Below are 14,114 nucleotides of genomic sequence, written 5' to 3'. Positions count from 1 at the left end.
AAAACTCTTCGACGAGATATGATCTGACTTTCTCGCTGAAGAGTTGCTGCCATGAGTGGATTCATCGAGGGCGAAAGCCGATCACAGGCGACGCTGTTCCCTGAACGCATTGATGATTACATCGCAGAAGAGAACGCGGTTCGCGTTATCGACGTGTTCGTCAATGATTTAGATCTTTCCGGTTTGGGTTTCAAAACAGTGCCCGCAGTCACAGGTCGGCCCGCTTACCACCCGGCCATGATGTTGAAGCTCTATATCTACGGCTACCTCAATCGCATCCAGTCTTCCCGGCGATTGGAGCGTGAAGTCGGGCGTAATGTGGAGCTGATGTGGCTGACCGGCAGACTGACGCCGGACTTCAAAACCATTGCTGACTTTCGCAAGAATAACGGCGAAGCGATTCGTCTGGTGTGCCGGGAGTTCGTCATGCTGTGCCGCAAGCTCAATTTGTTTAGCGATGCCTTTGTGGCCATTGATGGCAGCAAGTTCAAAGCGGTGAACAACCGTAATCGCAACTTCAGCAAAGCCAAGATCAAGAAACGCCTGGAGCAGATCGATGACAGCATTGCCCGCTATCTGGGGCAGATCGCCAGCGCCGACCGGCGCGATAGTGAAGCAAGTCATACCAAGACCGATCGACTAGAACATAAAATCGCAGCCCTTAAAGAGGAGATTCAGGCACTAAAAAAGCTGGAGGTCCGGATGCTGGCAACACCGGACCAACAAATCTCCCTGACTGATCCCGACGCCCGGGTGATGTCCACCGCAGCGCGCAGCAAAGCGATTGTCGGCTACAACGTACAGGCCGCTGTCGACACCGAGCACCACTTGATCGTGGCGCACGAAGTGACGAACATCGGCCACGATCGCTCGCAACTGGCTAACATGGCAATCCAAGCCAAAGAAGCGCTCGACAGCGAAGACCTGTCAGTGCTGGCGGACCGTGGTTACTTTAGTGGGGCTGAGATACTGGCTTGTGCGAACGCGGGCATTACGGCCTACGTGCCCAAGACCCAAACCTCGAACAACCAGGCGAAAGGATTATTTGATCGAGCAGACTTTGTTTATCGGCCGGAAGATGACGAGTACGAATGCCCGGCGGGCCAACGATTGATCTATCGGTTCACGGATGACTCCACAGATAAAGCGATGCGTCGTTACTGGTCGTCAGCCTGTCCACAATGCGAGTTAAGACCAAAGTGCACGACGGGCAAGCAGCGCCGCATGGGTCGCTGGGAACATGAAGAAATATTAGAGGCCATGGAAGATCGGGTGGACCGACTGTCGAACTGCATGCGCATTCGCGGCAGCACAGTGGAACATCCCTTTGGCACGATCAAATCCTGGCTCGGGCCGACGCACTTCCAGATGAAGACGCTCAAACACGTCAGCACGGAGATGAGCCTGCATGTCCTGTCCTACAATCTCAAACGGATGTTGCAGATGTTTGGGGTTGTGCCGCTGATGGCAGCGATAAGAGGCTAAGCAGCCTCATTTTGCTTCTCGAAACCCATGATCTGAGGCCGCGTGTGCGCGATCCAGAGCGACGCACTTTGAAACCCCAATAATTGCCAAGGAAATCTACGATGCTGCAAGGGCTGCTCATTGAGTCGAGCGGATCTGCTGTGCGCAGTAAATCAGTGCGAGAAGTGGCGAAGCGAGTTTTGACACAGTCTGAGGCGAAAGCGGCCCCCGGCGAGGTCTCTTAACACCTCAAGGCGGTCTTCTCGGTAAAGCCAATCATGAGCGAATGATTGACCTTTGAGCATGCCATGACATGAGGGCAAGTCACTTGCAAATATCAGCAATCTGTTTATTCTCAAAAAGTGCCGAAAAATTGCGGCAGCTGCCGAGTGTATTTGCTCTGCCGTGTAGTCAGTCGAATCTGTCTAATAAATGAGAATGCTTATGATGATTCAAACAGTAAAGCGGTGTGTTGGAATACTGAGCTTAATTATTGCGAGTAGTGCATCAGCTGCGCCACCAGCAGAGGCCCCAGCAGCTATAACAATTGAATTTGACGGACGAGAAACTACAGCGCATTCATTAACTATGGGGGTAGAGAACAATATAAATATAGGCTCTATTAGTGCCGGAGGTGGTGGCGGGCAGGCCACTTTTAAGGAGCTCGTTATCACAAAAAGTCCCAACGACATTTCCGAAGAGTTGTTTTCCAGAGCAACGACTGGAGATAGCTATAACATTGTGAGAATTACGACATCAAGCATGTTTATAGATCTCAAGCTCGTGGTGATTCAAGAGGTAAACTTCCAAGCGAATGAATGTGATCCAAAGGATAAGAATCCGTGCATCCCAGAATTAGAAGAGGTGGTAATACAATTCGGTGAGGCAAGCTACACTCTGAGGTAGGGGTAAAAGCTCGGATCTTTGAAACCCCGCCAAGTGCGGGGTTTTTATTGCCCGAGATTTGAGAATGCTAACGTCTCACAATAGGCGAAAGCGGTCATGGTGCTAACTTCCTCTTCCCCCTCAAAGGAGACCTTAGGCGACGGCCCGATTAACCGAAAACATCGGCTGCAATGGGCCAGAAGCGTACATCAACGTCTGCGATAAGTGCGTTATCCCGGAGCTTCAGTTACTCTGATCTCAATCACCCCCGGGACGAGGTGCCAAGATTGAACTGGAAAGGTTACGTTGAAGCGATAGGCATCGTGGCGGTGGTTTTGTCATTGCTATTGGTGACCTACGAGTTACGACAGAACACGTTAGCGACTCAGCAGGCGGCGGCCTCCACGTACGCAGAGACCTGGCGAAATATCGAGTTATTTGTCGCTGGGAACTACGAGTTTTCAGAAATACTTGTAAAGAGCATCCGAGGCGCTGAGCTTACGCCCCACGAACAATTTCGCATCGAGGTGTTTTATCGGAGCATTTTCCGCGGATGGCAGAATTCATTCCTTCAGTATCAAGTCGGGATGCTCAGTGACGAATTGTGGGAGGCAGAGCGGTCCAATCTAGAAGGCATTCTGCTTGGCGACCAAGGCATGATTCCCTACTGGCGTTTGGAACGTGACACCTACACCGAGTCCTTTCGGATACTGGTGGATGGGATGCTACCAACCGAAGGCTAGATCCAGTTAATCCGACGGTTCTTTCTGGTGCTCGAAAGCGGTCGTGTTGGTAGCAGCCGCTTCCATCTCAAAGCGGTCATTTTCACTCAGGTATTTTTTCAGACAACTTATTGACTACGGCGCGCGCGCACTCGCTAAGGAACTTGGTATCCGTGAGTCCAGCGGCATCAGCGAGGCCGAGCAGAATTAACGCCCGTTTCAACTCCACTTCGTTGGTAAGGGCGATTTCAAACGCCTCCGCTAACGGGAGGTGTCTAGTATCCAGTGCGAGCCTAATTGCCGGTAACGCGAGGTCACGCACTTGATCCGCTCGTCCACGCGTATTTATCTGCTCGGCTTGAATGCCAGCATCACAGGCTATCAACGTTTCGATAAGCGACTCATCGTCTAAGATATCAAGCTTGCTTCCCTCCAGCATTTCAATGAAGGTCGCCGAACGAGAGACCGGTACGCCCACGTACAGCAGCTCATCGACTAGTCTTTTGCCGCGCACTAAGGTCTCGTCGCTCGGGGGTAATTCGAGGACGGTTTGCAGTTGTTCGCCAGCTCCAATTCTTCTTGCGAAATTCTCTTCCAGCGCCTTTAGACTCCGACTGATATGCATAAAGTCGCTTTCGAGCCTCGCTCTGAACAATTCAGCTGCTGCGTAAGCCTTTCTTTGCTCATTCCAGTTGTCTACTTGAAGTGCAAGAAAAACCCCGAGGATCACAACAAGCAACTCCATAGAGAATGTCTTGAGATCTAGGTCGTTCAGCGCATTTACAAGTCTTTTAAGCATCAGACGCCTCTGGTCATGGCTGTTTTATGCACGACGGAGAATAACATTGGCTGCGCTGCAGGAGTGTCGATTCTGGGTCGGCAGCAGACTCTCAAATAACCAACTACCCGAGGGCTGCTCTTAGGCAAATGCAATAAAGCTGGTTACTTCTGCTAACACTTCATTGAAGTCCTTAGCATGAGTAAGATCCCATGGCGCCAACGGCAACTTCCCGCCAGGAGCGGCCATTGAACGATGAGCGTCGTGTGGTATTCGTTAATGCTGTACGCCAAGTGACGTGCCTATTTCTAAGTGGAGCTTACTCAGCTCAAAACAAAGGTGGCCGACGCTGATGCCAGTCGGTTGCCGCTTCATAAGCCCGGCCTATACGACAAAGCACAGCCTCTGACAGTGCATTGCCAACGAGCTGCATGGCGTGGGGAAAGCCGTTTTTATCCTGTCCGCAGGGCAGCGTGAGTGTTGGCGTGCCGGCTAAGTCGTCAGGGATAGTGAACTGCATTTGCACCTGGTCAAACAGTGGGGCCAGGGTTTCCGCTCCACCATATTGATCTGCACTAGCAGGGATTATCACTCCACCGGCCGGGGACAACATTGCATCTACCGTGGCCAGTACAGATTCATAGCGTTCACTGAAGTTGCGCCGGGCTGCCATGGCCTCTTTATATTGTGCATCAGTAACAGAGGCACCAGTTTCGAGAAAATCTCTAAAGTAGTTGCCATACTCTGCGCGACGGGAAGGGTAGTAAGACGCATGTGCTTTGTGGGCTTCATAGGTGCAGATGGGGAACCAGAGTTCTCCCAGGGTAAGTATCTCCGCCGGAACCTTCACTTTCACCACACTGGCACCAAGGGATTCCAACAATGCCAAGGCAGCTTCAATGGATGCAACAAGCCCGGGGTCTGTACCCTGGCTGGCGAATTCGGAATCGTAACCGATTCGCAAACCGGCGACACCGGCGCTGATACCGGAAAGGTCAGGCAATGGCGCCGACAGGGAGGTCGAGTCGGCTGTATCCTCACCTGAGATGGCAGCCAAAACCAGGCCCGCATCCTCAACGCCCCGGGTAAGGGGCCCCACATGGTCGAGTGTTTCGCCAAGGTCCAGCACACCGTGACGACTTACTCTGCCGTACGTGGGCTTTAGACCCACCACGCCATTAGCCATTGCAGGAAAACGAATGGATCCACCGGTATCCGATCCCAGGGCGGCGAAACACAGACCCGCGGCGGTAGCAACACCGGAACCACTGGAAGAGGCGCCAGGCCACAGGTCGCTGCCCCATGGGTTCACCGGGATCTTGAAATCCGGATGGTAGCCCACCATCGCCCCCTCGGTCATGTTGAGTTTTCCTAGCAGGATGGCTCCCGCGGATTCAAGGCGCTGAACGACGGTCGCATCATAGTCCGGGACGAAATCCCTCAGCACTGCCAACCCGCCCCTTGTAGGCACTCCGCGTGTAAAGCAAAGATCTTTTACCGCCACCGGAATGCCGTGCAACGCTCCGCGGTAGTGGCCTGATACGATCTCCGACTCGGCTTTCGCCGCGGCTTCCATTGCCCGCTCTGCCACCACTGTCTGATAACTGTTGAGCTGGCTATCCAGCGTCGAAATACGCTCTAGCATATGCTCCGTTAACTCTACCGGCGAAAGCTCCCGGCGCTCCAGGAGTCCTGCGATATCGGTGATACGGGCGTAGTGCAGGTCATTTCTATTCATGTAAAGTTTTCCCTGGGAAAAATACCAATGGTTTCCTTGTTGAACGTACAGTGCAATGCGGTGTACTCACAAGTGTTATGAGAGTGGCCAATTGCCGGTTAATCAAAAGTGCCACGACGCCAAATATAAGGCCCATCAACCATTTGCATCTGGCTGAGGTATGGGGTGGCAGCTTTGTGCCAGAAGCGGCCCCTCGGCACGGCGTAGCCAAAAAAGGACCACTGCGAGGTGCGAATTCAACTGGTCGATGCAACACACGCATTAAATCTAGCAGCCGGCGTTTCATACTCCAACGTCTTTCTTGGACGCTCATTTAACTGCCTCGCTACCCAGTCCAGCTCAGCCTGTGAGTAAATCGATAGGTCTGTATATTTGGGCAGGTATTCGCGCAGCAGACGATTGGTGTTTTCGTTGGAGCCACGTTGCCATGGACTCTTCGGATCACAGAAGTAGACTTTGATATTCGTCTCGAGCGTGAATTGAAGATGCCTCGTCATTTCTGATCCGCGGTCCCAGGTCAGTGACTTGTACAACTCGCTCGGCAGCTTTCTGGACTGCTTGATCAGCGCATTAACAACGGTCTCACTATTCTTCTTATCGATTTTTGCCAGCATCACGTAACGTGAGTGGCGCTCAACAAGTGTCGCTACACAGGTCTTGTTTGAGCCTTCGATAAGATCGCCTTCCCAATGACCAGGAACAGCGCGATCTTCTACTCCAGCCGGTCTCTCACTGATGGAGATAGCACCGGGAATCCCACCGAGGCCGTCATCTTTAAGGGTAGAGGTTCGTGCCCGCCGGATATGGCGCTTCGAGCGCAGATATTCTTGAAGCTCCTTTTTCAGTGCTCCACGCGCCTGAATGAAGAGGCTGCGATAAATCGTCTCGTGCGACACCTGGTTCCAATCGTCTCCTGGATACTCTCGCTTTAACCACCCTGCAATTTGCTGCGGCGACCATTTGATCCGAAGCTTGGTCTCGACTTGCTGACAAAGCGTTCGGTTCAAAACCAGTCTACAGGCTTTGGGTCGAAGCGCTCGAGTCCACGCATTCTTGTCGGCGAGAGTGGCTCGATACTCGTCTGCGCCGCCATTCCTGTTGATCTCTCGGCTAATGGTTGAAGGGGCGCGTCCTAGATCTTTGGCGATCGTTCTAATGGGTAGCCCGGCAACGATACCTCTGGAGATCTCCTCTCGTTCAGACAGCGAAAGGGATCGATCAGGTCGTTTTCTTACCGGTGGACGAATGCCGCCAGTGCGCGAAAGGTATCCATGAATAGACGATGAGGTTCGATGATGTGATCGGGCAATCGACTTAACCGAATCACCCACTTTGTATCGATCCCAAATTTTGGATCTCTCTTCATCGGTGTACTTTCGCTTGATCCTTCGAGGCATATCGCAACACTCCCAGTTTTATTGAAAATAACAGGGTGTTGCACTGATCAGTTGAATTCGCAGCCGAAAGCGGTCCTAAAAACCACCTCATTTCGCCTTTAGCGACCGGCCGCTATGAGGTGTTTTGAGCCATTGCTAGAGACCGCTTTCGCCTACCTTGAGACGTTCGGTTTCAACTAGGCGCAACGACTACTTCCGACACGGAGCTGCCCTAGAGCTAAAGCTGCTCGTCAATTATCTGAATGATTTCACGAATCTGTTGCTCTAACTGCGCGTAGTAGTCAGTCCCCAAATACCGACTGGTGGCGATAAACCTGTTTAGGAGATTGTCGAATTTTCTGGACTGCAGCAAGCGAAGGTTGCTATCGAGAAACCTGCCGCGGTCAACCTGATCGCCACGCACGTCTGCCCGCATTCGCCTCAAGCTGACCGAACTATCGGCTAAATCGAAAAGAGCACGCCTTGCAGGCGCGACTTCCTCGCTTTCTTGAAATCTGACTTTAAGCATCATCCCATCTAGCGACGCCAAAGCTTTCTTCAGTCTAGGATTGCTGATTATGCTAAGGCTGCCGGAGCTAATTACCTCGTTGATGATTCCAGTGCCGGGTCGATATTGTACTTCGTTGTCCAGAGCACCGAAGAACAGACCAGCAAACTCCTCGTCGCTGATAGCAGGCTGATCTGGGCCCGTATGCTTTGCCATCTCGATAGCCGCAGCCAGGTTCGATAGGTTCCGTCTCTTCATTCCCTCTAGGCGTTCAAGGTTGCTCGAAAACTCCTCCTTGAGCGCAAGTAAGTATTGCATCTCGAGTTCCAGCTGCTGTCGCTGCTCGTTCCAGTTGTTGATGTAAAGCGCAATCAAAATTCCTGTTACGACAAGAAGAATCTCGCCTACGGCGTACCGCATATAGCGAGAGATGCGTTCAACCGGCACACCAGCTTCCGCATCCATCAGTAGCTTCCACCTATTGAGTTGAAAAAATCTGAGCATTTTGAGAAGTCCACAATATCGGCTGCGCGCAGCCAAGGAAGGTTTGACTTCGAATGTATCAGGATTCGCTGCATCCAACCGCCTCCCATCCTGTAGGAGCAAGCATCCATACTCCAAATGTAAGAGCAACCGAGCAACGTTCTTGCTTGGCCGATTGCGCGGCTAAAAACCAACTGATTTAGCCTTCAGCCACCGGCCGCTTTGAGGTGGAAGCGGAAGTTACCAGCACGACCGCTTTCGCCTATTTTGAGCCTTTCTGGCAGGATTGCACCGATGTCCGCTTTCGACCCGAATCCGCCGGTGGTTAGAACTCTTTGTAATGGTAATGACTTTAGGCGTAAGGCGAAGAGCGGCAGCCATATTTAAGCGGCTAGCATGGTGACCGGTGGCTTGAATAATTTTGAGCCAATCTAACCGAGTTTATAGAAGCATCATCCTGTGCCAGCATAGCTAACATCGCTTATCTGCACAGGTTGGGAACTGATAATGAAAGTCAAAGATTTTTTGGACATCGGTGCTAATGTCGGAATAATTGCAGGGTTGATACTGGTTGGTGTCCAGATGCAGCAAAATTCAGATCTATTGAAGACACAACTGCTGTTTGAGGAAGGGCTTTCTTACGTACAGTTGGAACAAACGTTCATCGGGGAAAACGCCGCTGCAATTTGGGCTAAATCAATGGGGTCTCCTGTTGACTTAACTCTAGAAGAGCGCCGAGTGATAGAGGGGTATCTTTGGAGCTACCTAGAGAGCTGGAAGACGCTGTATCGGCTGCACGAACTGGGGCTGATAGGAAATGAGTGGCGAACGAGGGTTGAAAGTGACGCGGCCTTCGTTTTTGGAAGCATTTATGGGAGGGGGTGGTGGATAAGGTACGCTGCAAACAATACAAACCCTCGTGAACTCAATGAGCTGATTAGTGAATCAGTTCAGCGTAGCCCGAACGGAACGATGGACTACTTTGATTCAGTAACGAAAGAGGTGGTGCTAGAGAATACCAAGACACACCCAGAGGAACGTACAGAGTAGGCGATGAGGCAGTACTTCCGTCGGTTTGGTAGAAGTAATCGGATGGCCATGCGCTTGTAGACTCAAATTCAAATTTACGTCCTCAAAAACCCACATTTTAGCCGCGTTCAGGCGATGACGGGTGTAGGGCTCCCCTAAAGATCAACTGCGAAACCGAGCGTCGAATGGCAGCAGTTGGCCGATTACTGTCGTGCAGACCGCCGGATTTCTAGCTCAGACAATGACCGCCTTGAGGTGTTAAGCGACATCGCCAGAGGCCGCTTTCGCCTAGAAGCGGCCATCGATAGCCTGATTACGCCAATGACCACTTCCGACCCAGAGCGGTGATTCACTGTCACCGTTGCGGGTGTCCGCGCAGCAAGGATCGTGCTTACGACTAATCAATTGTGAACAACGCAGGATTCCAGAGCGGCGATCTTGTTATCGTGGAAAGTCAGTCTTCAGAATCCAATTGCGAATCGATCTGGCTGATCAGCGCCTTCGCCTCGTCCCGGACCCCACCGAAGATTTCGATCATCGCCGTTCTTCGCAAGTAGTTCTGTTTGACGAAGTTCCTACCTGCAACCGTCTGGGCATACCCAATCAGGATTTCGTTCTGCTCATTCTCGGACACGCGCAAAGGGAAGTTGGGCAGCGGCACCTCAAAGGTTTGGCGCAGAACGTCGAGCGTGTCGAACTCGCCGAGGAAATCTTCTTCCTGCCGATTATACCAATCCATCAGGAATCGCTGGTCGGTGTAGTAGTAAGTCAATTGGTTCTGAAGCTCCGGGAAGCCGGCCATGGTCGGATTCGGCGAGTTCTGCAGCTGCTTGAACGTTCTATCCTGGATGAATTCCTGATGAACCGTGGTCAGGAACACTCGGCGAAGAATTTCCGCATCCGCTTGCGAGTAGTCCACATCGCGCAGCACAGCAGCCTCCATTTCGGTACTTTTTTGCAGCAGTAACACGACTCGCTCGATGCCGCCGACATCCGTCGCCAGATCCTTTCGGAACTCCGACAGCAGTGTCCGCGAGTTTTCGACGGCCTTGCGGGTTTCGTTCCAGTTGTTGATCTGCAGCGCGATGAGAATGCCGAGGATGACCAGCAGAACTTCACCGGCCGCATAGCCGAGATACTGGCTCGCCCTACCCTCGTCGATGAGCCGGTACCTAATAGTGGAGAAAAATCTAATCATTGTGATCGCCGTTCATGTTGGTCCCGACCAAGGATACGTCAGCATGCCCGAAAGCGTGCAAGAATACCTCGTGGGCGTAGCCAAGGTGACTCTCGAATTAATAGCAGATACCCTGCTTAGCAATTCAGCCTCTGGAGTCAACGATGAACTGGGACGCGATCGGGGCAACCGGTGAGTTGATTGGAGCGATCACCGTGATGGTGACGCTCATCTATTTGGTAATTCAACTCAAACAGAATACGAGAGCGCTAAAGTCATCCACCTTTCAACAGGTCAGCAACGTGATGGCTCAGAACTGGGAAGTGATTATCGCCAACCCAGATATGGCCGCACTCTTTCTCAAAGCCGCCTCGGGGCTCAAAGCGCTAGATGAGAAAGAAAGGTTTCTTTTCGGGGCCATCGCGACAATGTTGTTTCGGCGGGTGGAGACTGTATATACACAGGAAGCCCTTGGAGCAATCGACGCGCGCCTGACCGCAGGATTCAAGCAGTCTTGTATATCAAGTCTTTCACACGCCGGAATGAGAGAGTGGTGGCAGCAATCACAAGCGGCGTTTAGTTCGGAGTTCGTGCTATGGGTGAACAAAGAACTGGAGGCTGGAGTCCAGCCGATACACATGGGGATAGGCCGATAGCTGTTCGTCCGCTCCTGGCCGGAAGAGGTCGTTGGCAGCACAGGATTCTTGCCCGTTTTAAGGACTGCATTGAGTGTTAGGGGAAGTTAGCTGGGAGACCGCGTTGCCCCAGGAAGAGTCCTTCCGCCTATGCTCCAATCACCAGCAAAGTCGGATGAGTTCGGTTCAAACAGTTAATAACGTCGATGTACGAATCGCCCGCCTCAATAAGCCACTTGATGAGATATGCAACGATCAGTCATTCGTGAACCTGTTTTGTTGGTGGAAGCGCACCAATATGTATCAGCTAGAACTTGCGCAGTCGGTACAGAACACTGTGACCGCGATGGGGTCAGACGCCGGCGCCACTGGACCATCTCCCGGTTACCTCTAATGACACAAAAAAGCCCGACTATCGCTAGCCGGGCTTTCGACACTAGAAGCAGTCAGACTTAGCCAAACTGGTTCATTGTATTGTCATCACCAGCAGCCTTAAGCGCTGCATCACCGGCGAAGTATTCCTTGTGGTCATCGCCCATGTCCGAACCAGCCATGTTCTGATGCTTCACACAGGCAATACCCTGGCGTATCTCCTGACGCTGAACACCTTTCACGTAACCCAGCATCCCTGCTTCGCCGAAGTACTCTTTGGCTAGGTTGTCAGTCGACAATGCCGCAGTATGGTAAGTCGGCAGCGTGATGAGGTGGTGAAAGATACCGGCTTCGCGTGCGGCATCAGCCTGGAAGGTACGAATACGCTCGTCAGCTTCGGTTGCAAGCTCCGTATCGTCGTAGCTGACGTCCATGAGCTTGTCGCGATCGTAAGCAGATACATCTGTGCCGGCTTCACTCCAGGCATCAAATACCTGCTGTCGGAAGTTCAAGGTCCAGTTAAAGGACGGCGAGTTGTTATACACCAGCTTGGCGCTGGGCACGGTCTCGCGAATCTCATTTACCATTTCGGCAATCTGGCCAACATGCGGCTTCTCGGTCTCAATCCAAAGAAGGTCGGCGCCATTTTGCAGTGATGTGATGCAGTCCAGTACCACTCGCTCAACACCGGTATCCTTGCGGAACTGATACAGATTGGAAGGCAGACGCTTGGGACGCAGAAGCTTGCCTTCGCGATTGATAACCACATCACCGCTAGCGAGCTCTGAGGGCTCAATTTCATCGCAATCAAGAAAGCTGTTGTATTGATCACCCAAGTCGCCCGGCGCATGAGTCACGGCAATCTGCTTGGTAAGGCCAGCACCCAGTGAGTCTGTACGAGCAACGATGATGCCATCGTTTACGCCAAGCTCAAGAAACGCATAGCGCACTGCGCGGATCTTCGCGAGGAAGTCTTCATGAGGCACAGTTACTTTGCCGTCCTGATGACCACACTGCTTTTCGTCAGATACCTGGTTCTCGATCTGAATTGCACAGGCGCCCGCCTCGATCATCTTCTTGGCCAGCAGGTAAGTCGCTTCTGCGTTACCAAAACCGGCATCGATGTCTGCAATGATGGGGACTACGTGTGTCTGATAATTATCGACCTTTTGCTCGATGGCCTTGGCAGCCACCTCGTCACCGGCTTTGCGCGCAGCATCCAGCTCACGGAAAATTCCACCCAGTTCCCGTGCATCAGCCTGACGCAAGAACGTGTATAACTCTTCAATCAATCCAGAGACCGACGTCTTCTCGTGCATGGACTGATCAGGCAGCGGACCAAACTCGCTGCGCAAAGCTGCAATCATCCAACCCGACAGATACAGATAACGCTTGTTGGTATCACCGAAGTGCTTCTTGATCGCGATAAGCTTTTGCTGCCCGATAAAGCCGTGCCAGCAACCCAGCGACTGCGTGTATTGCGCGGTATCGGCATCGTATTCCGCCATGTCCTTGCGCATGATCGCTGCGGTGTACCGCGCGATATCAAGGCCTGTCTGAAAGCGGTTCTGGAGACGCATACGCGCCGCGTGCTCCGGATTGATGTCTTTCCAGCTGTCGCCATTGGTAGAAACAATGTCCGCCGCCGTCTGGATTTCCTGTTGGTAGGTCATGAGTCCCATCCCTTGTATGAAGTTCAAAAAGTTCAGCCGCCAAGGCGGCATCAACAACGGGGAGGAGTCTAGGTCATCAGACCACTATCAAGCTAATCGATGTTTTCTATTTGTGATATTCATTTCATGAATTAAGGCGGCGGGAGCGACCGCTAATTCAATTGAGCTCCCAGCGATGCTCTCGAAGCCACACCGCCGCTGTCAGCGCGGCCCCGGCGAATACCAGGCCCGCGGCCACACTGAGCAGGTCAAGGGCCATCCAATCGGGGCCAAACAAGTAAAAGCCTACAGCGGTGCTGTCAGAGACATGCGGCAAGTGCCGACCCACCGCATTGCCCACGATCTCCGTACCAAAAAACAACCATTCAGCAAAAAATATGCCGATAATCGGCGTAATCGCCATGAGAAATGGTGAGCGACGAGCAAGCGCCGAGGCGCAAAGCAACCAGGCATACACCGGTGCGATCAGTAGCGCCGTCATTACCCAGCCGCTAATGGGATCTACCATGAGGGCAATGAAATCAATATTGCTTAACACCACCTCAAAGGGGTCCTGGCCCAGGCGCCAAACGAGCAACATCATGAGTAATACGTAGCTCAGCTGTAGCAGCAGACTTATGGCAATGTACAGCAGCGGCGCAGCTATCAGGGCGACCACGAACTTGGAGAGCACGACCTGCCACTCGGTAACAGGCATAGAACGCCAGAACAGCACGCTGCGGTCCTTGCGGTCGTCATACAAAGAGCTGAGCAAGTAATTCGTAGTAGTGAGAAGCAATATGAGCAGCAGAATCCCATGCACAACACTGAGCATTACGTTGAGCTCACGCCCGCTCATCTCATCTAGCCCATCGTCGCCGTCATCGCCTGCAACAGCTTTATCGCTCTTGGGATTAAAGCTCCACTCCCTGGAGAAGTTCCACTGATCCTCAGCGCCCTCCTCCTCTACAATGACCTCGTAGGTCGGGGGCTTTGCAACTGCAGGAGGCGCGGGCACATCGACAGGATTTGACACCTCCACGACGGTAATCTCCTCCTCTCCATCTTCGCCGATGGAGATCGAGATGTTTACGTTGTCATTGCCCTTGCGCATCATCGCTTCAAGAATGGTGTCTCCCACCACGCTGATACGGTTGGCCAGCACAACACTTCCAAGCATCAGGACACAAAGCACTACAGCAGTGATCACCGGCGTCCACAGCAGCGAGTTCTTATACTCTCGAAACTCCCGCTGGAGCAAAGTCATAAATTGCGAAGTTTGGGTGGTTCCCATG

General features: G+C 52.5%; 13 protein-coding genes. 6 read left to right on the top strand and 7 right to left on the bottom strand.

The genetic code is table 11. From position 1 onward, the window contains the following. Positions 1–51 precede the first annotated feature (51 nt). The 3 genes from R0135_RS01090 to R0135_RS01080 all read left to right on the top strand — a co-directional run bounded on the left by R0135_RS01090 (position 52) and on the right by R0135_RS01080 (position 3,092). Positions 52–1,485 carry an IS1182 family transposase gene (locus R0135_RS01090; protein WP_407346712.1) on the top strand — a complete coding sequence of 478 codons (1,434 nt, stop codon included), beginning with the start codon at positions 52–54 and terminating at the stop codon, positions 1,483–1,485. A 423-nt stretch (positions 1,486–1,908) separates the two neighbouring features. After that, positions 1,909–2,370, top strand: a complete 462-nt coding sequence (locus R0135_RS01085; protein WP_407348421.1) for a type VI secretion system tube protein Hcp — start codon at positions 1,909–1,911, stop codon at positions 2,368–2,370. Positions 2,371–2,636: 266 nt separating this feature from the next. Beyond that, the gene (locus R0135_RS01080; protein WP_407348420.1) at positions 2,637–3,092 is read left to right on the top strand and encodes a hypothetical protein; all 456 of its coding nucleotides are present in this window, start codon (positions 2,637–2,639) and stop codon (positions 3,090–3,092) included. Positions 3,093–3,174: 82 nt separating this feature from the next. Here R0135_RS01080 and R0135_RS01075 read toward each other — a convergent pair whose 3' ends face one another. From R0135_RS01075 to R0135_RS01060, 4 genes are all read right to left on the bottom strand, one after another. After that, complete coding sequence (locus tag R0135_RS01075) at positions 3,175–3,870, bottom strand: hypothetical protein (protein WP_407348419.1); 696 nt, start codon at positions 3,868–3,870, stop codon at positions 3,175–3,177. Positions 3,871–4,177: 307 nt separating this feature from the next. Continuing rightward, positions 4,178–5,587 (bottom strand): amidase, encoded by a 1,410-nt coding sequence (locus R0135_RS01070; protein ID WP_407348418.1) that lies wholly within the window; start codon positions 5,585–5,587, stop codon positions 4,178–4,180. A 236-nt stretch (positions 5,588–5,823) separates the two neighbouring features. After that, positions 5,824–6,984, bottom strand: coding sequence for an IS30 family transposase (locus R0135_RS01065; protein WP_407348417.1), 1,161 nt, complete (start codon positions 6,982–6,984; stop codon positions 5,824–5,826). A gap of 217 nt (positions 6,985–7,201) precedes the next feature. Continuing rightward, positions 7,202–7,936 carry a DUF6090 family protein gene (locus R0135_RS01060; RefSeq protein ID WP_407348416.1) on the bottom strand — a complete coding sequence of 245 codons (735 nt, stop codon included), beginning with the start codon at positions 7,934–7,936 and terminating at the stop codon, positions 7,202–7,204. Between the two features lie 525 nt (positions 7,937–8,461). Here R0135_RS01060 and R0135_RS01055 point away from each other — a divergent pair. Next, the gene (locus tag R0135_RS01055; protein WP_407348415.1) at positions 8,462–9,004 is read left to right on the top strand and encodes a hypothetical protein; all 543 of its coding nucleotides are present in this window, start codon (positions 8,462–8,464) and stop codon (positions 9,002–9,004) included. Between the two features lie 433 nt (positions 9,005–9,437). On the opposite strand, the gene R0135_RS01050 is transcribed toward R0135_RS01055, so the two are convergent. Further along, positions 9,438–10,181 carry a DUF6090 family protein gene (locus R0135_RS01050; protein WP_407348414.1) on the bottom strand — a complete coding sequence of 248 codons (744 nt, stop codon included), beginning with the start codon at positions 10,179–10,181 and terminating at the stop codon, positions 9,438–9,440. 43 nt (positions 10,182–10,224) lie between these two features. Between R0135_RS01050 and R0135_RS01045 the strand changes: the two genes are divergently transcribed. Beyond that, complete coding sequence (locus R0135_RS01045; protein WP_407348413.1) at positions 10,225–10,356, top strand: hypothetical protein; 132 nt, start codon at positions 10,225–10,227, stop codon at positions 10,354–10,356. Then, positions 10,325–10,816 (top strand): hypothetical protein, encoded by a 492-nt coding sequence (locus tag R0135_RS01040; protein WP_407348412.1) that lies wholly within the window; start codon positions 10,325–10,327, stop codon positions 10,814–10,816. Before R0135_RS01045 ends, R0135_RS01040 begins: the two co-directional genes overlap by 32 nt. Positions 10,817–11,247: 431 nt before the next feature. Here R0135_RS01040 and R0135_RS01035 read toward each other — a convergent pair whose 3' ends face one another. Both R0135_RS01035 and R0135_RS01030 read right to left on the bottom strand, forming a co-directional pair. Continuing rightward, positions 11,248–12,840 (bottom strand): isocitrate lyase, encoded by a 1,593-nt coding sequence (locus R0135_RS01035; protein ID WP_407348411.1) that lies wholly within the window; start codon positions 12,838–12,840, stop codon positions 11,248–11,250. Between the two features lie 157 nt (positions 12,841–12,997). Then, positions 12,998–14,113: a hypothetical protein gene (locus R0135_RS01030; protein ID WP_407348410.1), complete on the bottom strand. Its 1,116-nt coding sequence runs from the start codon at positions 14,111–14,113 to the stop codon at positions 12,998–13,000. Position 14,114: the final 1 nt, after the last annotated feature.

Origin of the sequence: Congregibacter variabilis, assembly GCF_045689235.1 — a bacterium.
Lineage (GTDB): Bacteria > Pseudomonadota > Gammaproteobacteria > Pseudomonadales > Halieaceae > Congregibacter > Congregibacter variabilis.
The sequence above is the reverse complement of the archived record's forward strand: the minus strand, read 5'-3'. Positions and strand labels throughout refer to the sequence as shown.